16 protein-coding genes and 1 tRNA gene are annotated in these 24253 nt (G+C 53.1%); 8 read left to right on the forward strand and 9 right to left on the reverse strand.

Annotated features, from left to right (window positions below):
- Positions 1 to 5: 5 nt before the first annotated feature.
- From HF324_RS18050 to HF324_RS18065, 4 genes are all read right to left on the reverse strand, one after another.
- Complete coding sequence (locus HF324_RS18050; protein WP_168860424.1) at positions 6 to 1058, reverse strand: hypothetical protein; 1053 nt, start codon at positions 1056 to 1058, stop codon at positions 6 to 8.
- An 11-nt stretch (positions 1059 to 1069) separates the two neighbouring features.
- On the reverse strand, positions 1070 to 3172 hold the full coding sequence (locus HF324_RS18055) for a type VI secretion system Vgr family protein (RefSeq protein ID WP_168860425.1): 2103 nt from the start codon (positions 3170 to 3172) through the stop codon (positions 1070 to 1072).
- Between the two features lie 594 nt (positions 3173 to 3766).
- Positions 3767 to 3839 (reverse strand) — tRNA-Lys (locus HF324_RS18060).
- Positions 3840 to 3944: 105 nt separating this feature from the next.
- Entirely contained in the window at positions 3945 to 4658 is a 714-nt protein-coding gene (locus tag HF324_RS18065) for a FadR/GntR family transcriptional regulator (protein WP_168803813.1), read from the reverse strand.
- Positions 4659 to 4946: 288 nt separating this feature from the next.
- On the opposite strand from HF324_RS18065, the gene HF324_RS18070 reads away from it, so the two are divergent.
- The 8 genes from HF324_RS18070 (at position 4947) to HF324_RS18105 (ending at position 16844) form a co-directional block, all read left to right on the forward strand.
- Positions 4947 to 8246, forward strand: coding sequence for a SusC/RagA family TonB-linked outer membrane protein (locus HF324_RS18070; RefSeq protein ID WP_168860426.1), 3300 nt, complete (start codon positions 4947 to 4949; stop codon positions 8244 to 8246).
- A gap of 16 nt (positions 8247 to 8262) precedes the next feature.
- Complete coding sequence (locus HF324_RS18075) at positions 8263 to 9723, forward strand: RagB/SusD family nutrient uptake outer membrane protein (RefSeq protein WP_168860427.1); 1461 nt, start codon at positions 8263 to 8265, stop codon at positions 9721 to 9723.
- Positions 9724 to 9733: 10 nt separating this feature from the next.
- Positions 9734 to 10903 (forward strand): sialidase family protein, encoded by a 1170-nt coding sequence (locus HF324_RS18080; protein ID WP_168803816.1) that lies wholly within the window; start codon positions 9734 to 9736, stop codon positions 10901 to 10903.
- Positions 10904 to 10909: 6 nt separating this feature from the next.
- On the forward strand, positions 10910 to 12067 hold the full coding sequence (locus HF324_RS18085) for a sialidase family protein (protein WP_168860428.1): 1158 nt from the start codon (positions 10910 to 10912) through the stop codon (positions 12065 to 12067).
- Positions 12068 to 12089: 22 nt separating this feature from the next.
- A complete protein-coding gene (locus tag HF324_RS18090; RefSeq protein WP_168860429.1) occupies positions 12090 to 13016 on the forward strand; it encodes a dihydrodipicolinate synthase family protein in 927 nt (308 codons plus the stop codon).
- 11 nt (positions 13017 to 13027) lie between these two features.
- On the forward strand, positions 13028 to 13936 hold the full coding sequence (locus HF324_RS18095; protein ID WP_168860430.1) for an alpha/beta hydrolase: 909 nt from the start codon (positions 13028 to 13030) through the stop codon (positions 13934 to 13936).
- Positions 13937 to 13956: 20 nt separating this feature from the next.
- Positions 13957 to 16545: a sodium:solute symporter family protein gene (locus tag HF324_RS18100; RefSeq protein WP_168860431.1), complete on the forward strand. Its 2589-nt coding sequence runs from the start codon at positions 13957 to 13959 to the stop codon at positions 16543 to 16545.
- 134 nt (positions 16546 to 16679) lie between these two features.
- Positions 16680 to 16844, forward strand: coding sequence for a hypothetical protein (locus HF324_RS18105; protein WP_168803821.1), 165 nt, complete (start codon positions 16680 to 16682; stop codon positions 16842 to 16844).
- Between the two features lie 69 nt (positions 16845 to 16913).
- Here the strand turns inward: HF324_RS18105 and HF324_RS18110 are convergent, their stop codons facing one another.
- The 5 genes from HF324_RS18110 to HF324_RS18130 all read right to left on the reverse strand — a co-directional run bounded on the left by HF324_RS18110 (position 16914) and on the right by HF324_RS18130 (position 24138).
- Positions 16914 to 18914: a glutaminase family protein gene (locus tag HF324_RS18110; RefSeq protein ID WP_168860432.1), complete on the reverse strand. Its 2001-nt coding sequence runs from the start codon at positions 18912 to 18914 to the stop codon at positions 16914 to 16916.
- A 322-nt stretch (positions 18915 to 19236) separates the two neighbouring features.
- Positions 19237 to 20499, reverse strand: coding sequence for a hypothetical protein (locus HF324_RS18115; protein ID WP_168803823.1), 1263 nt, complete (start codon positions 20497 to 20499; stop codon positions 19237 to 19239).
- Between the two features lie 171 nt (positions 20500 to 20670).
- Positions 20671 to 22947: a family 20 glycosylhydrolase gene (locus HF324_RS18120; protein WP_168860433.1), complete on the reverse strand. Its 2277-nt coding sequence runs from the start codon at positions 22945 to 22947 to the stop codon at positions 20671 to 20673.
- Between the two features lie 95 nt (positions 22948 to 23042).
- Positions 23043 to 23648 (reverse strand): pseudouridine synthase, encoded by a 606-nt coding sequence (locus tag HF324_RS18125; protein WP_168803825.1) that lies wholly within the window; start codon positions 23646 to 23648, stop codon positions 23043 to 23045.
- A gap of 22 nt (positions 23649 to 23670) precedes the next feature.
- The gene (locus HF324_RS18130; RefSeq protein WP_168860434.1) at positions 23671 to 24138 is read right to left on the reverse strand and encodes a hypothetical protein; all 468 of its coding nucleotides are present in this window, start codon (positions 24136 to 24138) and stop codon (positions 23671 to 23673) included.
- Positions 24139 to 24253 lie beyond the last annotated feature (115 nt).

Raw genomic sequence — 24253 nt, forward strand, 5'->3', positions numbered from 1 at the left:
TTTATTTATTGAAGTGGGCTAAATGTTTGCATTTCCCGTGGTAGCCCTTTGGGAGACTCCCCTCCTTTAACATTATATCTTGCTCCGGCAGGATCAAAAACAGCCCCATCCACTATAGTCCTTGCATTAGAGACATCCTCCAGCATCTTATATCGTTTATGATCCTGTTCAGTCGCACCCTCTTTCTTTAAAAGATAATTATATCCGTCATTTTTTCTTGATCTTTTTACACCAAACTGACCGGCTCTGTAGTATTCTTTAAAGTCCAGTTCGTCAGGTGTGAAAAGTGTATCTTCATAATCAGAGCGACATAAATAGGCGTAAGTTATTACCTTCGTTATATCGGAGAATTTTTGTGCCAGACTTTGGGCTGAATACAAATTATGTCTTTCAGTGGTTTCCTTCCCCCAAAAATCTGTTTTATAAACGCTAGTATCAATTTGGGGGTTACCTAAGCCGGTCCGGCAAGAGAAACAATAAATTCTTGCATCAGGAAAAAAGGCATCCCTGTTCAACTGTTGCACAGCGTTATGGGTAATATCCAGCATATCGTCCGTTGTGTTCAGATTGGTAATCCCAATAGCTAGCCTGTTCACCAAGCCATGGCAATAAAATAGCAACCGTTTCACTTTCACTATTTTTCGCACATCACTGGTATCTGCTTCGTTATTCCCATCTTGAGTATTAATATAATTAATGACATGTTCTCTTCTGGCAGCCTGGACCACCCGTATTCCGTTTACGATATTGGCCAATGCCACTGACATAGCGCCAATCTGATTAGCGGTATACCCCTCTTTGTAGATCACCACCGTCCAGTTTAACTCAGGGTTCAGGCGGATACGCCGGATAGCCTGGTGGATAAACATGAACTTGCCATTGGGTCCGGCGTCAAAACCGCGCTTGATGGCGCCCAACAGCGAGTGATTAAACTGCTGTGTGCCAATAACAATAATATGTTCCTCCAACTGAGGATTACTTAATATCTTGTCTTTGTAGTGCTCCTCCGCTTTACCGGCGGTCACTTGTTTGATGGCAACTTTACTGGTTACTTTCATGATACCGGCGGTTAATGTTTCATTTCATAAACTTCCTTCATCTGTGCCAGGCCCTGTTCATCTACCGTACCTTCCAGTTGTTTTTCGTTTTCGCTGCCATCGGTAAAGGACTCCAGCAATGTAATTTTTACGGTTTCGCCGGCATCCACATTCCTGGTTTGTACGTAGATACTGGCCTTTTCGCCCGGTTTGATGCTGCCGATCTCCCTGGCCATATCACCATCCATCCAGAACACGTCCACAATAGCAGGCTCTTTGGTGTAGGTGAACCCGCCTTTATTGGGAACTTTATTCATTTCCGGCGCCTTATATTCTATTTTATCCTTTGCGCTGACCAGCGTTTGCTGACCGTGCAGGTGCATGTTTTGCGCTGCGCCCATATCGATCTTCTCACCATACTGGATGATCTGTTTCTTACCAAAGATATCCACCACCGCATTGGAATTTACATAAAAATTCCGGGCGGTCCCCAATGCAAAGTCATGCCCTGCCTGGTAGTCGATCTTATTTTTAGCAATGGTACTGATATTATTCTCTACATGCAGGGTACTGTTATTGCCAACGCGGGTTTCAAGATTATTCTCCACATTGATCTTCATATTCTTCGCGTTGAGGGTCATCGTTTCCGGGGCGGTAATGGTGATGGAAGAAGTACTGGTGTCCAGCACGATGATGTTGTTGTTCTTATCGGTGATGGTAATACTTTCCTTTCCATTGGTATCGTCCAGGCGTATAACGTGTCCGCTGCGGGTCTTGATGGCTTTGATGTTATTCTCTGCGTCAGCGAAGTCGCTTTTGGCGTTACCGTTATACACTGCGCCGAGTGCAAAAGGCAGTTCCGGGTTTCCACCTTCAAAATCTACCCACACCTCCTCACCTGTTTCAGGGATAAAGTAGACCCCTTTCTGCCCGCCGCCATGCGGTGCTATCTGCCGGATCCAGGGTGTTGCGCCCTGTTGCTGCCAGCGGAAGCGGACCCTTATGCGCCCCAGTCCTGCAGGGTCGTTGTTGTCAACCACGACGGCACTCTGCGTTTCGCAGACGGGCGGTATACCGGGCTGGCGCTGTGGCCGGGCAATATCTTCCGGTATGCCGGTCAACTGATTGGAATATTGGCCGTTACCCGTACATTGGTGACGAATGGAAGTTACCGTAAACGAGCCATGATCTTCGATGCCATACTGACTTTCCAGGATAGAAACGGTATCCCCTACACGTATACCGGGATGTTTGCTGGCCGCCCGCAGCTGTACCTGCTGCGCCTGCCGGCTTTGCTGATGCACGTCGGAAAGTTGTTCCAGTTGTACTTTGGCATCGTCATAACCCTGGTCATTTTTATATAGCGAAGGTTTACTATACAGTTTTTTGCTGATACCGGCCACCTCTTCTGTATAGCCGTTCATCCTGCCAACAGCCTTGACGGCTGATTGCAAAGAGCTGTCCTGGCTGTATTCATAGCCGTGAAATTGCCGGTTGTTGGGCAGCACCTTCAGTTGCAGATCAAAGCTGACAAGATTGGTCTGATGGGTTAGTTTGATTTTACGGGGCGTATAGGTGCCAAAGACAATCTTCTGGCCATCGTAAAAGAACCATTCACCATACCTGCCGGCCATCCTTTGCAGAAAGGCATAGTGACTTTCCTTATACTGTACCGTATACGGCAACACGCCGGTAAATGCCGGGGATACCGTTGGCCGGCCGATATAGGGGTTGCCGTTTCTAAAACAGGTTTGTACCATTTCAGAGAGGGACTGTCGCTCAAAAGCCTGGATATGTGGTTCACCGTCCAGGACGATAGTGGGACTGCAGCCACTGATCACGCAGAATCCATGGGTATCGTCATTTTCCTTACCGGTATTGACGGCGGTGACCAGGCCGTTGAAAGTAAGTGGTTCATCACCTTTTTCTACCGGCGAAACCAGGATGCTGATCTCTTTTCCCAGGAATTTACGGCTGGCAGTAAATAACCCTTTTCCCAGGCTGACCAGCCAGTCATAGCCGATCAGCAATTCAAACGTATGATGACCATCAATCGTCTGTTCAAGTGTGAGACGGTGAAACTGACGGAACTCATGCCCATCAATGGAAATGGTGGTAGTGGTGTGAAGAGACATACAACCTGATATTTTTTAGGATAAACAAATGGCGGACGTAATAATACCGGTTCAATAAGTTGATTTTGGATCAGGAAAAAATATGGTTTATACACTATGATAAACAAACATCCGGTTAACGCATCGGGTCAACAATAACTCAACAACAATATCGGTTCATCATAAAGAAACGGCTATACAGGTATCGCTTACAGATCACAGTATCCGGTACCGGTTTTATCCGATTTCCATATTGCTAATATAAACTTTTTTATACCCAAAAAACAAATTATAGATAGGAATGCAAAACATCCTGGCGGTCAACATCCGTTCACACCACACATCAACCAATATAATAATGTATAATTTTATTGTTACAAAAAGTTAATAAGGAAACCGCGATCTATTGAATATGCTTTCTCCATGCTGGTAATGACAACAATAATAACCATAGCAATTATTAAAACCTAAGCGGTATTCGTTTTAGCAAAAGATCACCAACCAATTATACCTGAAAAAATGGCCATAGAAATCGGGGTATACAAAAGGAACTCAACTAAATGCTCCACTAAAAAACAAAACCCCGCGACCAGCGCGAGGTTTGTAAGTTGCCAGTGATCCCGCTGGGACTCGAACCCAGGGCCCATACATTAAAAGTGTATTGCTCTACCAACTGAGCTACGGAATCATTCCCTTTTTCGAAGGGAGTGCAAAGATAGAAAATTATTTATTCCAACCAAATATGTAAGCAGATATTTTACAACTACTTACTAAAAATATTTATCCTGTAGCCTTACGCCTCCTCTTCTTCCTCATCGATCGCTTTCGCTACTCTCTCCGGAAACAGTGTTCCCATATTCTCAAAACGCGTATTCAGATGCAATCGCATGGCCGTGCGGAAAGCATCTGCAGTGCCGCATTTCAGGATCTCCAGCAAAGACTCGTGCGAGATGATCTGCTTCACTTTCCAGTCTTTCCGCCGGGGCGCATAAGTAGCAAAGAGCGTATTCAGCAGGTTCTGAAAAGCGTAGAGCGATTTGTTGCCCGACATTTTATACAACGTACTATGAAAACGTATATCCAGCTTCGTTAGTTGTTCTGAGTCCACGGTCATGTTCTCTTCTTCTATGATGCGCTGCAGATCGTTGAGGTGCCGCTCTTCTTTATGCAGGAACAGGAAGTCGGCCATGCCTATCTCCAGCATCAGGCGCACTTCATACAAATCTTTCAGGGAGTCTTTGTCCAGCGTGCCGGAGGAGAGAATGGTTTTAAAGCCGTAGAATATATTCGGTGAGGTGAGTACCGTGCCGCGCTTGCGTTTCGTTTCGATGAAGCCCAGGATACGCAGGCGGCTCAGTGCTTCGCGCAGCACCACGCGGCTTACGCCCAGTATTTCTGCCAGTTCATTTTCTTTTGGCAGCGCGTCTCCCAGCTGGTAACCCTTCTCAGAGATATACTTGAGTATTTTCCTTTCTATCTGCTCCGCCAGGGTGAGTTCCTTTTGCATCGATTAAGTAGTATTTATTGTTTTTAATTGATCCTAAAAATAATCTTTTTGCTGATTCCCAGAGAATTTTCTATCAATAAAGGTAGAAATTCGAATTAATATGTACTACAAATAAATTAATTTATATACTTTTAGAGAGAATTCAAGCCAACATATCGTCAGTTTTTTCTTTTAAGTACTACATATTATAAAGGCGGCCGAAAAAAGCACTTTTCGTACCACCTGCTGCAGCTTATGTAATACTTAAAACGAAACCACCCAACCAAACATCTATAAATATTCACGGTTATGAAAAAACAACATCTACCACGCATACACTGGCCGGGGAGCTGGTTACTGGTAGCCCTTACCTGGTTTTATTGCTCACCGGTATCGGCAAGGCAACAGCCACCACAGGAATCCCCTGTCAGTAAAAACATATCCGTCACCGGCAGGGTCACCGACGCTGCCAACCGGCCCATGCCCGGGGTGACTGTCCTCCAGAAAGGCACACAGAACGGCGTTATCACCGACGCAACAGGCAGCTACCGCCTCCAGGTGCCTGCAAACGCCACCCTCGTATTCAGCATCATCGGCATGGACACCCGCGAAATGCCGGTCAACAGCCGCTCCCAGCTATCGATATCCCTGAGCGAGAAATCCACGTCGCTCAACGAAGTCGTGGCCATCGGCTACGGTAAACAATCCCGCGCCACACTCACCACCGCCATCTCCCGCGTCAACTCCAAAGAGTTTGAACACGCGCCCGGACAAAACCCGCTGCTGCAAATGCAAGGCAAAGTACCAGGCCTCACCCTGCAGGTCAACAGTGGCCAGCCGGGCGCAGATCCGCAGATATTCCTCCGCGGCGGTACCACCACCTCCCCGGAAAAAGACGCTCCCCTGCTCATCATTGACGGCATGGTGTCCCAGGGCATGCGCAGCATCTCCGACATCAATACCGACGATATCGAATCCGTACAGGTACTCAAAGATGCGGCTTCCACCGCCATCTACGGCGCACGCGCGGCCAACGGTATCATCATCATCAAAACAAAATCCGGTAAGGCCGGCAAACCACGCGTCAGCTTCGGCTTCAATTATGGCCTTGAACAACAGGCACAGAAATACAAGTTCCTCAGTGCCCGCGATTACATCTATGTAAGCCGCAAAAACACCATGGACTATAACAAAACCAACCCGGATTTCTACCTCACCGGCGGCCGCTATGGCATGTCCACAGGCAATCCGCGCAACTCCAAAAACACCCTGGAATTCCTCGACACCTATATACAAAACTACGGCCAGCCCTATGTGGACCACCTCCTGCAGGAAGAAGGCTGGGAAACCATGCCCGACCCGGCCACAGGAAAACAACTCCTCTTCAAAGGCACCGATTACCAGGACATCACCTTCAACAACGGCAACAAAAAACAATACGATGTCAGCGTCAGCGGCGGCAGCGATAAAGGCACCTACTACCTCGGCCTCGGTCACACCAACCAGGACGGTATCATCGCCGGCACCTTCTATAAAAATTATAACGGCCTGTTTAACGGTACGTACAAACTGAGCGACAAATGGACGCTCAACACCAACATGAGCTACCAGGTACGTTATTCCAATTCACCCAGCAACGACAACAACGTGTTGAGCCGCTCTGTTACCATGCCGCCTACCTACCGCCTCTATTATGAAGACGGTAAACCGGCGCCCGGCGAAGGCATCGCATCTTTCCGCAGCCGCCTGCACGAAATCTATTACAAGGAACGTTATACCGACATCAAGGTATACCGCACCACCTTCCAGCTGGGAGCCGACTGGGACATCCTGCCGGGACTGCGCTTCTCCCCTTCCTTCGCCTACTTCACCACAGAAGGAAAAGAAAATAAATTCGAAGCTTTCAACGAAACCAATCCTAACAGGAACGCCTCCGCCGCGCATAACCTCAACAGGCATACGCAGGCGGACGCGGTACTCAACTACGATAAAACCATCGGCAACCGCCATCACTTCAACGTCATGGCCGGTACCAGCTATATCAACGATTACGACTATAACATGAGCGGCAGCGGCTACGGCGCCCCTAACGATAACATCCCTACGCTCAACGCCACCAAGGTGGAAACACAACGCACCTCCACCACCGAGTCAACGGAAATACTCATGAGCTACTTCGGCAGGCTGAACTACGACTTCGATAACAAATACCTGTTCTCCGCCAGCCTTCGCAGCGACGGCTCCTCCCGCTTCTCCGACAACCACCGCTGGGCCGCCTTCCCGGGCGTATCCGCCGGATGGAACCTGCACCGGGAAAATTTCTGGGACCCCCTGCAGTCAGTCGTTTCCCTCTTTAAAATAAGAGGCAGCTGGGGCCAGGCAGGCAACAACAGCCTCTCTATCTTCGACTCACAAGGCCAGTACAGCACGTCGCTCAGCAGCAACCTGCTCAGCTATATGGGCAACACCGGCATTCTCAACACCGTTCTGCCCAACAACGACCTGGTATGGGAAACCACCACTTCCGTGGACGCTGGCCTGGATATCGGTTTGCTGAAAGACCGCATCACCATCCTGCTGGACTTCTATAACAAAATCACCGACAACCGGCTGTTCGACAAACCACTGGACGCTACCACCGGCTTCAGCAAAATCCGCAGCAACTACGGCACCATCCGCAACCGCGGCATCGAAGTGGAATTAAACGCGACGCCCGTCAAATCAAAAAATTTCACCTGGAACACCGGGATCACCTTCGCCTTCAACCGCAGCACCGTGGTATCCCTGCCCGGCAACGGCGAAGCGAAGAACAGGATCGGCGGCAACTATATCTTCGACCCTAACTCCGGTCAGTACGTAAAAGTAGGCGGCCTCGCAGAAGGCGAACGTTTCGGCGGCCGCTGGGCCTATCAGCCCGATGGCGTATACGCCACCGATAAAGACGCCGCCGGCGCGCCTTACGACGTGGAAGCCAACGGCCGTAAAAAGACCGGTGGCGACGCCATCTGGCACGACTTCGACAAAAACGACACCATCGACTACCGCGATATGTCATTCATGGGTTACATCCGTCCGGATAAACAGGGCGCTATCGTAAACACACTCACCTACAAAGGCATCAGCCTCCGCATCGTGGCAGACTATGCCCTCGGACACGTGATAGACAACGGTTTCAGAGGCAAGGCCAACGGCAGCTCCCGCAACAATAACCAGGCACTTACCGACGTTATCGGCGACGATATCTGGAAACAACAGGGCGACCAGGCCAGCATCCCGAAGTACACCGTGCAAAGCGACTATGATTACAACTTCAAAAACCATAACCGCGCCTCCAACGGACTGGGCAACGACGGCACCGCCAGCAACAACTCCCTCTATTACAAAAAAGGCGATTATCTCGCACTCCGCGAAATATCCCTCAGCTACAGCATCCGCGCCGCTCTCCTGCAAAAAGCCGGCATCAGCAGCGTCGATGTGTTCGGCGGTATCTACAACATCTGCTACTTCACCAAATACGACGGCCTGTCGCCCGAAGTGTTCACCGGCGTAGACCCGGGCCTGTACCCACGCCCCCGTCAATATAATCTCGGTGTAAAAGTCAATTTCTAACTGCAATACAACGATCATGAATAAACGTTTTCTCATATACAGCTGCCTGATCGCTTTACTGCCTTCGTTTGCCTGCAACAAAGTGCTGGAAGTAAAAACCGTATCAGACATCACCAACGCCAGCTACTGGAAATCTCCCGGCGACGTGACCGGCTACCTGACAGGCATCTATGCCCTGCTGCGCGGCACCGTCAACGATAAAAACTATTTCAATACCACCTATTACATGGAAGACCGCAGCGATGCTTTCATCGCCGGACTGGAAGGTGGTATGTCCACCGCCTGGCAACAGAACCTCAACAGCGCCAATGCGCCCAACTGGCTCAACTATTACAACATCATCTATCACTGCAACCTGCTGCTGAAAAATGCACCGGGCATCGATTTCCCCAACAGCACCGACCGGGACCGCGCTATGGCGGAGACCTATTTCATCCGCGCCTACACCTACTTCTGGCTGGTACGCTCCTGGGGCGACGTGCCGCTCATGCTGGAACCAGTGGCCAGCAGCAACCAGCAACAACCTGCCCGGGCTGCGGCCGAAGACATCATGTCCCAAATCTTAAAAGACATCGATGCGGCTATCGCCCTTTTTCCCGAAGGCGCTTTTGTCAGCAAAAGCAGGGCCTCCAAACCGGCCGCCTTTACGCTGAAAGCCGACGCGCTGCTCTGGAAAACAAAAGTCCTCAAAGGCAGTGAAGCCGACCTCCGGGAAGCCCTCACAGCGCTGCAGCAGGTGGAAAGTACCGCCGGCCTCACCCTGCTGGATAATTTTGGCTCCGTATTCGCCACCAACAACCGGGCAAATGCAGAAATCATTTTTTCTGTTTATTTTAAGAAAGACGAAAGAAGCGATATGTACGGCAGCCAGCTGAAACCACGCGACATTTTTGTACAGGACGCCATCAACAAAGGAGATATTGCAGCGGCTAAGAACGGCGCCCGCAGCCAGTATATGCCCAGCCCCAGATTCGAGTCCATGTTCACCGACGCGGCGGACAAACGGAAGAACGCCTCCTTTATCAAAGCCATCGGCCCCAACAATAAGCTGATCGGCGTATTTGATAACAAATTCCGGGGCACCAAAGACACGGACTGGTTCTACGATGCGGACATCGTTATCTATCGTTTTGCGGAAATATTCCTGCTCAGGGCGGAAGCGCTGGCAGCGCTGGGCAGTGTATCCGAAGCCGTTACTGCCCTCAATCGTACCCGTACCCGGGCGGGCATCGGCAACTACACGGGTCCCATGGACAAAACCAGCGTGGAAAAAGAGATCCTGAACGAACGTTTCCGGGAACTGTGGCTGGAACAGAAGCGATGGCCCGACCTGCTGCGGTTTCACTACGCAGGCACCATCAACGTATATACGGAAGTGCCTAATCTCAATGGAAAAAATGTACCGTTGTATTTTCCTATTCCGAAAGCACAGATCGATCTGAATCCAAACCTGAAACAAACTGCCGGCTACCAATAAACAATGCACCATGAAACGGACAACCTGTAAAGCACTATTACTTTTTACCACCGGCCTTTTCCTGCTCGCCTCCTGTAAGGGCGGCGGCAGCGAGAACCTCACACCGGCGCCGCCGCCCGGCAATAACGGAGGCGGCAACACCGACACCATCCCGTTCATCTTCCGGGAAAAAACCGGCGGCTACAGCTGTTATCGTATACCCGCCATCGTTAAGTCGAAAACAGGCGTACTGCTGGCTTTTGCAGAAGCGCGTAAAAACAACTGCAAAGACGAAGGCGATATCGACCTGCTGGTCAAACGCTCTTCCGATGGCGGTAAAACCTGGAGCGACCCGGTCATGGTGTGGAACGAAGGCGCCAACACCTGCGGCAATCCTGTACCGGTGCTGGATGAACAGACCGGCCGTCTCCACCTGCTGATGACCTGGAACCTCGGCGAAGACAATATCGGCGCCATCAATGCCGGCACCAGCAAAGACACCCGCCGTGTGTTCGTCACCAGCAGCGACGATGAAGGCCTCACCTGGGCGCCCCCCAAAGAAATCACCAAAGATGTCAAGAAGCCGGGATGGGGCTGGTATGGCACCGGCCCCTGTCACGGGATACAGCTCAAACGCGGCGCCCACGCCGGCAGGCTGGTCATCCCCGCCGATTATATGTCGGTCAAAACTGCGGATAGCCCTGCCCGTGACTCCGCCCATGTCATCTACTCCGACGATCACGGCCAGAGCTGGAAGCTGGGCGGTATCGCCAATAAAGACCGCGGCGCCGAAAGCACCGTCGCCGAACTGTCTGACGGACAACTCATGCTCAATATCCGCAACAGCGCAGGCGGCGCACGGCTTGTAGCCAACAGCACCGACGGTGGCGCCTCCTGGCTGCCGGTCAGGGCAGACTATACACTGGTGGAACCTATCTGCCAGGGCAGCCTGCTTTCCTGTAAACAATGGCTGTTCTTCTCCAATCCTGCCAGCACCGCCCGGGAGAACATGACCATCCGCCTCAGTACCGATGACGGCAATAACTGGAGCAAGTCCTGTAAAATATACAGCGGCCCTTCAGCTTACTCCGACATCGTGATGCTGTCTGACACCCATATCGCCATCTTCTACGAAGCCGGCTATAAAAAACCTTACGAAGGGATTGCTTACAAAGTGGTGCCTGTCACCGATTTTAAATAGAGAGACATGAAGATTTCCGTATATGCCTGCCTGTTATGGATGGTATTTTTCCCTCAGTTGCTGCTGGCACAGCGCGACAGCATGGCCCTGTTCAGCGCTGGCGACGGCGGCTACAGCAGCTACCGCATCCCCGTACTGCTCACGGCTCCCGATGGGCAGCTGCTGGCTTTCTGTGAAGGCAGAAAGGCCAGCGCCTCCGACGCCGGCGATATCGATATCCTGTTGAAACGCTCGGCAGACGGCGGTAAAACATGGTCGGCCACACAGGTGGTATGGGACGACGGTCCGCATACCTGCGGGAACCCCTGCCCCGTGACTGACGCCGCTACCGGTACCATCTGGCTGCTGCTCACCCGCAACGAAGGACAGGACAAAGAACATGATATCATCCATAAAACAGCGACGCATACACGTACCGTATGGGTCTCCAAAAGTGAAGACAACGGCGCTACCTGGTCCAGGCCGGCGGACATTACCGCCACCGCCAAAGATCCCCAATGGGGATGGTATGCCACCGGTCCGGGTATAGGGATACAGCTGCAACACGGTCCCCATAAAGGCCGGCTGGTGGTCCCCTGCGATCACAGCTATGACGACAGCAGCGGCCGCATGGCCAAAGGGCCCTACGAATACGGCTCCCACGTCATCTACAGCGACGACCACGGGCAATCATGGCAACGGGGCGGCAACATCCGCCCTAAAGTCAACGAGTGCCAGTTGACCGAACTGGCCGACGGCAAAGGCGGCCTGCTGATGAGCCTCCGCTCCTATTTCGGCCGTGGCCTCCGTACCCAGTCCGTTAGCAACGACGGCGGCAGCAGCTGGAGCACTCCCGCAGATGTGCCCACCCTCGCCGATCCTGTCTGCCAGGCCAGCCTCATCCGCTATCGCTGGCCTTCGCGGAAACGCAGCGGCGTCCTGCTATTTCTCAACCCGGACAGCGGCAAACGAGCGAATATGACGCTCAAAGCCAGCGCCGACGATGGCCGCAGCTGGCAGCTGTTACGCGTGTTGCACGCCGGACCGGCCGCCTATTCCGCCCTGGCGGTACTGCCCAACGGCGACATCGCCTGCCTGTACGAGGCCGGCGAAAAAAGCGCCTACAGCCATATCGTCTTTCAAAAAATCAGTAAAAAAGTGGTAAGCCATATCCATCAACAATAAGCACAACGAACACATGAACGACATGACAGCAACACGTATTCAGGGACTGGTGGCCGCACCATTTACTCCCATGCACGCCGACGGAAGTATCCATACAGAACGGATACACGAAATAGTGCAAACACTGGTCAGCAACGGCATCAAAGGCATGTTTGTATGCGGCAGCACCGGCGAAGGCCCCTCCATGACAACAGCCGAAAGAATGGAAACCGCCGCCGCCTTTATCCGCGCGGCTGACAAAAAACTGAAGGTCTTTGTACACGTAGGACACAACAGCCTGCAGGAAGCCCAACAACTGGCCGCCCATGCACAGGAGCATGGCGCCGATTTTATCTCCGCCACACTGCCCACCTACTTCAAGATACAAAGCATACCCGGACTGCTCGACAGCCTGGCCACCATAGCAGCAGGCGCACCCAAACTGCCGCTGTTCTACTACAATATCCCGGCGCTGACCGGCATCTCGCTGGATATGGTCGCTTTTCTTGAACAGGCCGCCGGCAAACTGCCTACCCTCGCCGGCATCAAATACACCGCGCCGTTTATGCACGACTTCCAGGCGTGTATGCATGCCAGTGAGGGACGTTATGAACTCCTCTACGGCACCGACGAAATGCTGCTGAGCGCCCTCGCCACCGGCTCCCATGGTTTCATCGGCAGCACCTATAATTTCGCCGCCCCGTTATACCTGGAACTGATACAGGCCTTTAACGACGGGCAGCTGCAAAAGGCACAGCAGTGCCAGTTGCGCTCCGTGGAGATGGTGCGCATCATCGTCAAATACGGCGGGCTGCGGGCGCAGAAAGCCATGATGCGCATGATAGGCCTCGACTGCGGCAATGTAAGATTACCATTACAACCTTTTGAAGAGAACGAGTATATTTCCATGGAAAAAGACCTGCGTGCCATCGGTTTCTTCGACTGGTGCACCCGGGTCGCTAAATCATAAAATCCACGTTCATGAAAAAACTTCTCTTCATCAGCATGCTGACAGCCGGTGCATATGCCGTACAAGCCCAACAGGATAAACCGATTCCATTATATCCCGAAGGCATACCTAATTCCAAAACAGCGCCTGCCGCTTACAAGGAAGACATCGACAGCAACCGGGCCCGGATGGTGACACAGCCGGAGCTGATCCCTTTCCCGGCGCCTGCCGGAAAGGCCACCGGCGCTGCCGTCGTGATCTGCCCCGGCGGCGGTTATGGCAGCGTGGTGATAGGCCGCGAAGGGTATGCCATCGCACGGCGGTTCCAGGCAGCAGGCATCTCCGCTTTTATCGTCAAGTACCGGCTGCCGGACGACCGTATCATGCCCGATAAATCCAAAGGCCCGCTGCAGGACGCGCAACGCGCTTTGCAGATCGTACGGCAACGTGCGGCGGAATGGGGGCTGCAGCCCGGTAAAACCGGAATCATCGGCTTTTCCGCCGGCGGCCACCTGGCCTCTACCGTAGGTACTCACTTCGCACAGCCGGTCATCGACAATCCCGCGCAGCTTAACCTCCGGCCGGATTTTTTGATACTCGTCTACCCCGTGATCAGCTTTACTTCGTATATGCATGCCGGTTCACGGAAAGCGCTGATCGGTGAAAACCCGGACAGCGCGCACATCAAACTGTACAGCAACGAATTGCAGGTGACCGCACAAACGCCGCCCACCTTCCTGCTGCACGCACAGGACGACAAGGTGGTGCCGGTACAAAACAGCCTGCTGTTCTATAATGCGCTGGTCAACGCCGGTGTAAAAGCGGAGATGCACCTTTACCAGAACGGCGGGCATGGCTTCGGCCTGTACAACAAAACCACGCAGGACGACTGGTTTGAGCGATGCCTGCACTGGATGCAGGCCAACGGCTGGATACAATGATCCGGCGTAAAACACACGTGATGAAAAAACTGATTCTTCCTTTATTACTGATATTGGGTATGTCTTTCCAAACTACTGTCAGTCGCGGCCAGGAACCGCCTGCAGGCTATTTCTCGTGGGGACAGCTCCCCGCCCTGCCGGACGCGTTTGGTTTTGCCGGCGCCTTCGCCGGCGTGTCCAACAACGCGCTGCTGGTAGCCGGCGGCGCCAACTTCCCCGACGGGGGCGCCCCCTGGAACGGAGGCGTAAAACAATGGCACGATCAGATATGGGCGCTGGAGAAAACAAACGGTCAGTGGAAACCTGCCGGTAAGTTACCGATGCCGCTGGGATACGGTGTTTCCGCCTCCTGGCGCGACGCGCTGGTATGTGTAGGCGGCAGTAACAAGGACGGCCATACGACCAAAGCTTTCCTCCTGCGCTATACCAACGGCCAGGTACAAACGGAGCCATTGCCCGACCTGCCCGTAGCCAATGCCAATGCCTGCGGAGCGCTCGATGGCGACATTCTCTATATCGCCGGCGGTACTGCTGCGCCGGCCGACACCACGGCCACCAAATATTTCTGGTCGATAGACCTTTCCCGGCCTGCTGCCAGCCGGCAGTGGCAAAAGCTGCCTCCGTGGCCCGGACCCGCACGTATGCTGGCTGTAGCGGGCATACAGCAGCATCATTTTTACCTGTTCAGCGGCGTACATACGTCTACGTTGCCCGGCGATGCTACTATCCGCCGCACCTTCCTGACGGACGCTTTCTGCTACGAACCAGGCAAAGGTTGGCGTAACATAGCGTCACTCCCGCACCCTGCGGCGGCAGCTCCCACGCCGGCTTTCACCGCCGGACAGTCACAGCTGCTGCTTTTCGGCGGCGACGACGGCAGGTACTTTGAGCAGGCCGGCGCGCTGAAAGAGCAACACCCGGGCTTCTCCGATGACATCCTGGGTTACAATACCATCACCGACAGCTGGGCGGTCACCGGCCGGATGCCGGTGCAGAAAGCCGGCGACAGCGTAACTAACCCGAACGGCAGTACGTGGGCGCCTGTCACCACGCCAACGGTGGTATGGCAGGGCCAGCTGATCATCCCCAGCGGAGAAGTGAGGCCCGCTGCCAGGACACCACGGGTACTAACGGCTACGCCTGCACAGCCACCGAGCGGCTTCCGGCTGACCGACTGGCTCGTGGTGGGATTGTATTTCCTGCTGGTAGTCGGTATCAGCGTGATAGTATCGCGCAACATGCAAAACACCACCAGCGATTTTTTCCTCGGTGGTGGTAAGATACCCTGGTGGGCCGCCGGCCTGAGCATCTTCGGGTCCAAACTCAGCGCGCTTACCTTTATCGCCATTCCGGCCAAAGCCTTCGCCACCGACTGGGTTTATTTTCTCAACAATATGATGATTGTAGTGGTGGCGCCGCTGATCGTCTATTTTTATCTGCCGTATTTCCGTAAGCTGAAACTGACCAGCGTATACGAATACCTGTCCATCCGCTTCAGTCCGGGTGTGAAGTTGCTGGGCAGCTTTACTTTCCTCGTGTTCCAGGTCAGCCGGCTGGGCATTGTGATATACCTGCCTGCGCTGGTATTGAGCGCCGTTACCGGCGTAAACATCATCGTCTGTATTGTGGCCACCAGCGCCATCACTACGGCGTACAGTGCTTCCGGCGGTATCGAAGCCGTTATCTGGACGGAGGTGATGCAGGTGGGCGTGTTGCTGGGCGGTGCGTTGCTCAGCCTCGTGTTTATCTCGAAGTCGCTGGACGGCGGCTTCGGCCAGGTGTTCACCGAAGCGGCCGCGCATGGCAAGTTCAGGTTGGCCATCCTTCAGTGGGACATTACGCAGCCTGTGCTGTGGGTGATTTTTGTGGGCGGGTTCCTGACGCAGCTCGTCACCTATTCTTCTGACCAGGTAGTGGTACAGCGTTACCTGACCACTTCTACAGAAAAGGAAGCCCGGCAATCTATCTACACCAACGCCCTGCTGGTAATACCGGCGTCGCTTATCTTTTTCCTCGTGGGGACGGCATTGTGGGCATACTTCCGCCATCATCCGGCCAACCTGAATCCGCATGGAAATACCGACGACGTGTTTCCGTGGTATATCTCCCAACAGCTGCCCGCGGGACTTGCCGGGCTGGTAATAGCAGGCCTCTTTGCCGCCACGATGTCTACCATCAGCTCCAGCATGAACGCTATAGCCACGGTGATCACCACCGATTTTTACCCTTTGTTCAGGCCTTCGGCCGATGACCGCCGGCGGTTTGTATTCGCCCGCCGGACAACGGTGATGCTCGGCGCACTCGGGTGCGGTATTGCACTTTATCTCGTGTCGCTGCATAATACCTCCATCTGGGACCAGTACCTGAAAATCATCGGGCTGTTTGGCGGTTGCCTGGCGGGGATGTTCCTGGCAGGAATTTTTTTCCCGAAGGTGAATGCACGGGGTATCATGATTGGTTTTACCATCAGCGCCATAAGCCTTTATTTTGTGCAGCGGTATACGGCCATCAACTTTTTCCTGTACCCTGCCGTGGCGGTAGTGGTCTGTGTGGCAACAGGGTATCTCGCTTCCCTGGGCGGCAGCCGGAGCGCATCTCAACCTGCGTAAAACCGGGAAGTGTAGACAGCGCACTGTGAATGAATCGCATCAGTTTAAATGGCATCAACCTTTATAAGACATTCATTTTCAGTTAATTTTATTTCGGCATGTTTTTCCCGGTTATTATTTAAAATCCGTTTTTTATGAAACGCAATCGTCAAAACAAAACGGCTAAAATGAACCGGGGCCGTCCTCACAATGAACAGGATGAAAGGATGAACCACCCGACATCCGAACAGAACATGCAGAACCGGGAACATCCCATTGACACATCAAAAAAACATGGTGAACACCGTAAAGGAAAATAGGCCAGTGTTCATAAAAAGAAGCGGCCCGGAAAATTCCGGGCCGCTTCTTTATTTTGTCAGACGAAATCTTTATTTGCCACTGTGTAATTTCCGCTCCAGCATCTTCATATAATATCCTCCCACTACGCTTCTTGCCTGGAACCCTACTTTTTTACCATCCAGTGTTTCGTGCCAGTCGCTCAGCGGAACACGTGTAGGCGTTTCTGTTATATATTTATACAATGGCTGCACAAAAGGTGTGATATCATCCCCCAGCACTGCTGTCCACATGATCCAGTCGGATTTCGTGTACGTCTTCCGGCTGTCGAGCGGTAACCCGAACAGTTGCTGTTTTCCGAGGTAATAGCCTATTTCTTTTTTATAAACAGCCTCCGGAAACAAATGATAATCAAGCACTTTATCCCACACCATATTATACTTCTGACTCCAGGTGCCCGGTTTTCCGAACGCCAGCGTATAGTGGTCACCGTCCGCTGCCAGTTCCAGCCATCGTTTAGCCATATCGCGGGCCTGATCATCATAACGTGTAGCCGTTACCGTTTCCCCCAGCATCCCTGCGAGCATCGCATAGGATTTGATGCCCATAATCGCTTTCAGCGAAAGGTTGGCATTGCGTGCGAGATGGCCGGCAAAGTCGTCGGTGCATAACTGGTTAGCCGGATCAAACCCCGCCTTCAGCAGATAGTCGGCCCAGGTGGTCAGCGTTTTCCAATGTGCCCTGGCGTAATCTGCGTTACCTTCCGCTACCGCTATGGCGCCGGCGAGGATCAGCATATTGCCGGATTCTTCCACGGGCATGTCTTCACCATATACCTGGCCATTGGCCAGCGGATAGGTGCCCAGGTCATGTGCAGCAAACGGTTTGGTGTAACGGCCGCTTTCGGAATATTCAAAGATGCCGGTCATCATGCCTTTCAGCAGGTCAGGGTTATACAGGAGGAAAAGAGGAGCCGACGGATAAGTGACGTCAACGGTATTGATGCAGCCATTGCTGAAATTTTCTTTGGAGAGGAACAGCAGTTCACCTTTAGGGCCTCTCACCAGCTTGTGGGCGGCCACGCTCTGGCGGTAAGCCAGTTCACACAGGGCGGCGTATTGTTCACCGCCGGCCGCTACAGCGTCATGATGCAGTTCCCTGTCAAAGGCTTCGCACTGCTGCAGTACAGCTGCGTATTCTTTCCACGCGGTATTGAGCGCATTTTCAATCGTCGCTGCCGGACTGTCCTTCCACCAGGCCTTCAGATTGGTATGGAAGTACTGGATGGCATAAACATCGTCATAGCCCAGCAGGAACACCTGTTCTTTCGGTGCTGTGCCTACCATACCCAGCGATACGCTGGTGCTCAGCATCTGTTGCCGCTCGCCTTTATCGGGTGATACTTTTTTGCCGGCAAAACGCTGCTCCGCAGCTGCCGGTGAACCCACAAACCGGGCAGCGTGCGCCGACTGCGGCACGCCCACGTACAGGTAGCCCCAGTCAATACGCAGGTCGTCGCCTTTCTTCTGTAAAACGGGTTGCTGTACCGTTCCGGCTTTCAGCAGCGCCAGCTCGCCATTGGCATACTGCTGCGTAGTTACCGGCTGCGACGGTCCGTTGACCGCCAGGTCGGTGGAGGCGCCAAAATATACCTCCACGGCATGTTTCCGGTTATCGGTAGCATGCGCGCAGTAGGAAACGTAAGACACCGGCCTGGACATCAGCATCAGATCACGCACCAATAACGGCGATGTGAATGTCAGCGTAAGCGCTACAGGGCCACACCGGAACTGGTAAATCGTCTGTGTAGCGTGAACGGCCACATCCGTCTGCAGTGCCGGCAAAATACCGGCGCCCTGCCCTGCCGGGGCGCCCAGTACCCGGTAAGTCACCCCGTCGACTTTCACCAGGCCGGACAATGCCTGCTGCGCCCCAGTCCAGTGGACCGTGGCAGACTGGTTCAGCGTGTCTGTAGCAGACCAGACACTGAAATAAGGGTCGTGGGTTATCAGCGGATAAGCGGGTGCTTTCTGCTGAGCCCGGACATGGTATCCGGTGAGCCCCAAACATAATAAGACCAGGATTTTCTTCATAACGGGAATATTAAGCGTATTTTTTACAGTTATGAAAAATAATAACGTTTTTCAGGAAAGGAATAGAAATATGACGAACGGTAACTATGATGGCCATGATGATGACTGATTACCCCGCTTTATGAAGATTAGCGCGAAGATGAAGATATTGGGTTGACATTAAACGGCACTATACATGCTGCAGATGCGGGCAAAAAAACGCAGACCCTGCAAACGCCTTGGAGGCCCTGAGAAGCCTTTTTAGTACGTTATTCAGATCTGCGCGTATCTTGAGTCAGATTATTCGGAGCGCAAAAATAAAACAATTAAAATAAATTTTCAACTAAAACCAGATAAACCATTGTGGCTGCCAACGTATCAGGCTGGCGATAGCCCATATGATGGCGGCCATGCCCAGGCTGCCCAGCGCCTTGCGGTTTTTCCAGGAATAGCCCAGCAGCACCGGCACTTCCCAGTATTTGATGATCACATACAGCAACAGCCCGCCAAGGCCGGTCCAGTTAAGCATCGGGATGGTCCGCTGGCCACCCGCCAGTAGACAGGCGCACAACCAGCCCACAGTGAGCACCTGTAACCAGATGTAGTTCGGCGTGCCGCAACGGGTCACCTCTTCCACAGACATAGGCAGCAGCAGACAGGCCAGCAATACCGACACAGCCACCAGTACCTGTGGCGGCACCGATGGCAACAATGCCAGTACGGCCCACAACAGCAGCGTGGCGGCAGTATACACCCCCAGCAGCTTATCAGCCCGGAGCGATTCCGTTGGGAAAGGCAATACCACCTTCTTCAATACCTTATGCAGATAAATTACCGGTGGCAACGTAAACAAGGCGATCATACCCGGTATAATGACTTCATAAGCGTACCAGTCCTCCGGGGCACGGAACATCAGCCATACCAGCGCCAGCGTAGCCCCCAGCGCGGGCAGCCCTACCTCCACGATGGCTTCCCTTATCGTACCGCGTCTTTCCAGGTGGTCTGCCACCTGCTCCAGGTAACGTTTGATCAGGTCCTGCCGTGTAGCCACCGCCGTTAGCTGCGCCCACAAGGTGAAAACGGACACCTGCACCACCACGGTCCGCAGCGTCTGGTCGCCGATCAGCACGCCCCGCCAGATACCGGCCACGCTGAGCGCCAGCAGCTCCCAGGTAAGCATCCGCGGGGAAAAAAGCCGGTAGAACAGCCTGTATAGTTTGGAATACAACCAACCGAAAATCCGGCTCCAGTAGCGGCTCAACAAATGGATCAGCGAATACGCCGCAATAAGGCCGGACAGCCCAATCAACATCCGGGACGCGGTGAATACCCCGCGCAAAGCCTGCAAGCGCGATGGTTTCGTGACTTTATATACCAGCTCCGTATTAGCGAGTAGTTCGTTTGCCAGTATCGTTGCCTGTTCGGGGGTGACCTCCTTCAGTTCCTGCGCATGCTGCCGCCAGAAGCTGTCGGCAACCGGTTGCCCGGCGTACGACTGCAACGTGCCATATTGATACAGTAATTTCTTTTGGGAAACAGAAAGCACCGACAAGGTGCGGGCAAGGTCATTATCGGTTGTTTGGGCGTATGCAGAACAGGTTAACATAACAATGATGACCATGATGACTGCTGATCGAAGCCTACAGCTAATACTCATACAATTCATTTTCTTACAGATACATCCTGCAATATAAACAAACAAGTACAGATCTCCGCCTGCCGGCTCCATCAGCCGTTCCCGGGCCGGAGCCCGGGGAACGCTGTCATGGTCATTTCTTTATAATTTCTGAAGCGGTTGGCCCTTCACGCTATACTCCAGTTTGAGCGTGTAACCACCGCCGCCTTCCACAAAATCTACTTTGAGCGGATGCCAGCCTTTTTCCAAAGCAATCTGGCCACTCTTCTGCAGCGGTGCATGCCAGCCGTCATTGTCAACGACTGTTTTGTTGCCGATATAGAGCATACCGCCATCATCGCAGGTAAGATAGAAACTGTAGATGCCTGTTTCAGGCGCGTAGAAATATCCCTGCAGACGGGCGCCAAAGGCTTCGCCATGCCCCAGCCCTTCCGGGATGATCACATTGTCCGTGCGCAGGGTGCTGTCCGGCGTGGCTTTTATTTTAGCCGTGGTTTTGAAGGCGCCCCTGAAATAGGCCAGCCGGAAGCCGGTGTCAGCGGGCTTTTCGGCCAGCGCTTTTGCATAGGCCTCCTGGCGGTACCGAAGGGTATAGATATCCCCGCGGTTGCCCATCGGGCTGAAAGCCGCCAGCTTAAACGTCTGCGGAGCCGTTACCGGCAGCGCTGCCGGTAGTACCGCCGACTTCAGGCCCGGAATGGTGCCATCGGTCGTATAACGTATAGTCATGCCGGTTAAGGGCGCTTTTACTTCCAGCAGACCTTTGTCTACAAACACATTATCTTCTGTAAAGCCTTCCAGGTCGGGCAAACGGTAATGAACGCCCAGCTGGTCCAGACGGGCATACTGTTCGTTGAGCCGTTGCAGGTAGCTGTTATAATCCTGCTTATGTGTCCACAGCACTTCTGCGAGAGCTGTCATCCGGGGCATGAACATATAATCGGCCCGTTTTTCCGACGGGATATATTCTGTCCAGATATTGGCCTGGGCGCCCATAATAGATTGGGCTTCTTCCGCTGTCAGTCCTTTAGGCACCGGGTCGAAATGGTATACGTTGCCCAGGGAATTCCGGTCAGGCTGTGCGTCGAAGTACAGCGGGTTGCCCGGCGTCATGATCACCTTGTTGCCATGACGGGCGGCTTTCACAGGTGCGTCGGGCACCCAGGCGCGCCAGTACATGAGGATAGCGGTGGGACTGATGCCACCTTCCAGGATCTCGTCCCAGCCGATCAGCACTTTACCTTTGGCATGGAAGAACTTCTCCATTCTTTTCACGAAGTAGCTTTGCAGCTCTTCCACGTTTTTCAGGTTGTTGGCCTTCATCACTTCCGCGCAGGCCGGAGAAGCCGCCCAGCTGGTCTTTTCCACCTCATCGGCGCCGAGGTGCATGTATTTGGAGGGGAAAAGCGCAGCGATCTCCGTGTATACGTCTTCCGCGAAACGGAAGGTGCTTTCATTACAAGGACAGATCGGCGTGGAGAAATCCTTGCCCCAGCCGGATTTACCGTCACAGGTAAGGAAAGGATAGGCACGGATGGCCGCCATCATATGCCCGGGCATATCTATCTCCGGGATGATTTCCACGTGGCGGGCGGCCGCGTAGGCAATGATGTCTTTCATCTGTGCCTGTGTATAGAAGCCGCCATAGAGCGTTTTACCATCTTTATGAATGATATGCTCCTGGTCGATCTCCATATCCGGGTTCTCTTTGGCTTTCTGCATACAAACAGAATCCTGGTTGTTCAGCTCTCTCCAGGCGCCGACGGTGGTCAGCAGCGGATATTTTCTGATTTCGATGCGCCAGCCCTGGTCATCCGTCAGGTGCAGGTGCAGTTTATTCATTTTATACAGCGCCAGCAGGTCGATGAATTTTTTCAGGTAGCCGACAGAAAAGAAATGGCGGGACACGTCGAGGTGCATGCCGCGCCAGCTGTATACCGGGTTGTCTTTCAGCTGCATCGCCGGAATGGTCACCGACCGGAGGTTACCGGTAGTGCGGCCCTCTATCGTGGACGGCATCAGCTGCCGCAGGGTCGCGATAGCGCGGAAAAAACCGGTGGGTGATTTAGCGCCGATCTGTAACTGCTGTGGCGTTACCGCCAGGGTATAGTCTTCATCCCCGGACAGGGTCATGTCCTGTTTCAGCACGATAGCGTTACCGGAAGCGGCGGTGGCGGTTTTTAACGTGGTACCGGTCCCCTGTTTCACCAGCGCCTGCAGCTGTGCCACTTCACTGGCAAAAGCACGGGCATTGGCAGGCAATACCAGCCGGGTGCCGCCCGTAATGGTGAAGGCGCCCTCCATGGGGACCAACTGCTGCGGATAAGGAATAATCGGATAACGTTTTTCCTGGGCACGGGCGGTATGAAGCCCCATGCCCAACGCCAGAGACAGCGTCAGAACGAAAACTCTTCTCATAAAAAATTCTTGTTATAGCATTGATTTCCAACAAGCAAACCTAACAAGAAAAGAAAACGCTTCCTAATGGGATATTCCCTTTTTCGGGTTTTATTTTATAGGTCCGGCACTATTTTCAGCCGGTCGAAAAAGACAGTTTCTTCCAGTTCCCTTACCTCTCCCGGTTGCATGTCCCCCAGCTCCATGTCTTCGATAGACACCCGTATCAGGCGCTGGCAACGGTGTTTCAGCGCACCCACCATTTTGCGCACCTGGTGGTATTTACCTTCGGTCAGGGTGATCAGCAGCCAGGTATGGGGAGCTTTCTCCGGTGGCTCCGATGGCCGTGCCGGCATGCCTTCGGGCTTCGGTACGATAGCCACGCTGTGCGGCACAGCCACATAATGCATATCGCGGGAGATACGGATAGAAACACCCTGCTGCAACCGTTGCAGCGTTTCGGGCAGCATATGCCCTTTGGCGCGCACCAGGTAGGTTCGTTGGTGCGGCCGCTCCCCTTCAAACAACAGCCGGGTTACTTTCTGGTTGGTAGTGAGCAATAACAACCCTTCCGAATGGTTGTCCAGCCGGCCGATGGCATGTGTACCTTCAGGGAACGGGAAATCCAGGTCGCCCAGCAGTTTGACTTTTCCTTTATCAGGACTGATAAACTGGGAAACCATGTTATACGGTTTATAGATAATAAAGTAACGGTGCGCCATGTGGCTGCAAATTAGGCACAATTCAGCGGAATTTCCATAAAGGCTTTCCCGGAGGGCGTTCGGGGCGGGACAAGGCGGGCGGCTGCGTATACAGTGGTTCGTTGGATAAAAGTCCCAGCATCACAGGGGGGCCTGACCGTTGGAAAGGCGGATGGGTATAAGGCTGCGCGAGTATCACCCGCTGCAGGAAATTTTTATCATAAAGCACGGACAGCAGCGCATCATCGGTAACCGGTGATGTATCGCCGGCAAACAGTACATCTTTTACGTACACCGCATACCGGGGATCGTTTTCACGGAGACACTGATCAAACCAATCGTCTGCCGTGGCGGCGTTGGGGGCTTCCATCATCCGTTGACAATCATTGTTGACCAGTAACAGCACAGGGCTCAGGGAGGCAGGGCGATCGTTTTTTAAACCGGCCAGGTAATTCAGCATCCAGGTATAATGGGTCATCAGTTCATTGGAAACATCCTGTAGTCCCTGCATAGCAGTCGATATTAGACTTATGTCCTTACTGGTAAAAACCAAACATACAGAATATTGGTGATAAAAAAACGATCATAAAAAACCCCGGGCAAAGCCCGGGGCGACCTTCTGTCAT

The organism is Chitinophaga oryzae (genome assembly GCF_012516375.2).
Taxonomy (GTDB): Bacteria; Bacteroidota; Bacteroidia; order Chitinophagales; family Chitinophagaceae; genus Chitinophaga; species Chitinophaga oryzae.

Coding starts and splice junctions, on each gene's coding strand:
- HF324_RS18050 (WP_168860424.1), bottom strand. CDS start 1,058: ATGAAAGTAACCAGTAAAGTTGCCATCAAACAAGTGACCGCCGGTAAA.
- HF324_RS18130 (WP_168860434.1), bottom strand. CDS start 24,138: ATGCAGGGACTACAGGATGTTTCCAATGAACTGATGACCCATTATACC.
- HF324_RS18100 (WP_168860431.1), top strand. CDS start 13,957: ATGAAAAAACTGATTCTTCCTTTATTACTGATATTGGGTATGTCTTTC.
- HF324_RS18075 (WP_168860427.1), top strand. CDS start 8,263: ATGAATAAACGTTTTCTCATATACAGCTGCCTGATCGCTTTACTGCCT.
- HF324_RS18110 (WP_168860432.1), bottom strand. CDS start 18,914: ATGAAGAAAATCCTGGTCTTATTATGTTTGGGGCTCACCGGATACCAT.
- HF324_RS18095 (WP_168860430.1), top strand. CDS start 13,028: ATGAAAAAACTTCTCTTCATCAGCATGCTGACAGCCGGTGCATATGCC.
- HF324_RS18090 (WP_168860429.1), top strand. CDS start 12,090: ATGACAGCAACACGTATTCAGGGACTGGTGGCCGCACCATTTACTCCC.
- HF324_RS18065 (WP_168803813.1), bottom strand. CDS start 4,658: ATGCAAAAGGAACTCACCCTGGCGGAGCAGATAGAAAGGAAAATACTC.
- HF324_RS18105 (WP_168803821.1), top strand. CDS start 16,680: ATGAAACGCAATCGTCAAAACAAAACGGCTAAAATGAACCGGGGCCGT.
- HF324_RS18080 (WP_168803816.1), top strand. CDS start 9,734: ATGAAACGGACAACCTGTAAAGCACTATTACTTTTTACCACCGGCCTT.
- HF324_RS18125 (WP_168803825.1), bottom strand. CDS start 23,648: ATGGCGCACCGTTACTTTATTATCTATAAACCGTATAACATGGTTTCC.
- HF324_RS18070 (WP_168860426.1), top strand. CDS start 4,947: ATGAAAAAACAACATCTACCACGCATACACTGGCCGGGGAGCTGGTTA.
- HF324_RS18115 (WP_168803823.1), bottom strand. CDS start 20,499: ATGTTAACCTGTTCTGCATACGCCCAAACAACCGATAATGACCTTGCC.
- HF324_RS18120 (WP_168860433.1), bottom strand. CDS start 22,947: ATGAGAAGAGTTTTCGTTCTGACGCTGTCTCTGGCGTTGGGCATGGGG.
- HF324_RS18085 (WP_168860428.1), top strand. CDS start 10,910: ATGAAGATTTCCGTATATGCCTGCCTGTTATGGATGGTATTTTTCCCT.
- HF324_RS18055 (WP_168860425.1), bottom strand. CDS start 3,172: ATGTCTCTTCACACCACTACCACCATTTCCATTGATGGGCATGAGTTC.